The sequence below is a fragment of the Roseateles sp. P5_E1 genome, from assembly GCF_054049335.1.
The window spans coordinates 1-629 of record NZ_JBFUMN010000272.1 but is presented as its reverse complement, the minus strand read 5'-3'; the positions used below and the strand labels follow the sequence as shown (position 1 = coordinate 629).

Sequence of the window (629 nt, the reverse complement as noted above, 5' to 3'; positions counted from 1 at the left end):
GCCCAGTGCCATCAGCAGCATCACCAGCAGCCAGCGCCCTTCCTGGCCGGGGGCGATCACCTGCCGCGAGAACCATGGCCGTACCACCGCCAGCATCACGCCGACAAACGCCACCACGCAGACCAGGTTGATCGTCGCCGGCCCCCACCCCTGCGCCTGTGCGGCGGCCACGATCAGCGCCAGCAGGCACCACGCGGTGGCATCGCCCAGCGCAGCGCAGGCGATCGCGGTCTGCCCGAGCGGCGTGCTGGTCATGCCGCGGTCGGCCAGGATCCGCAGCAGCACCGGGAAGGCGGTGATGCTCAATGAAATGCCGACAAACAAGGCAAAGCCGGTGAAGCCGACCCCGCTCGGTGCGTGCGCGCGGTACAACCAGATCGCCAGCCCGACACCAAGCACGAACGGCACCGCAATGCCGGCATGGCTGACCACGAAGGCGAAGCGACGACGCCCGCGCAGCCCGCCCAGGTCCAGTTCGGCCCCGGCCACCAGCAGGAACATCAGCACGCCCAACTGACTGAGCAGGCCCAGCGACCCCAGCGACGCGGGCGGGAACAGCGCGCCATGCAGCTGCGGCAACAACGCCCCCAGCACCAACGGCCCCATCATCAGGCCGGCGGCCATTTCCC

At 70.0% G+C, this 629-nt stretch carries 1 protein-coding gene; it reads right to left on the bottom strand.

Annotated elements, in window-relative coordinates:
- The coding region (locus ACXJKJ_RS30985; RefSeq protein WP_457395392.1) for a cation:proton antiporter domain-containing protein at positions 1-629 on the bottom strand (629 nt) is incomplete at both ends.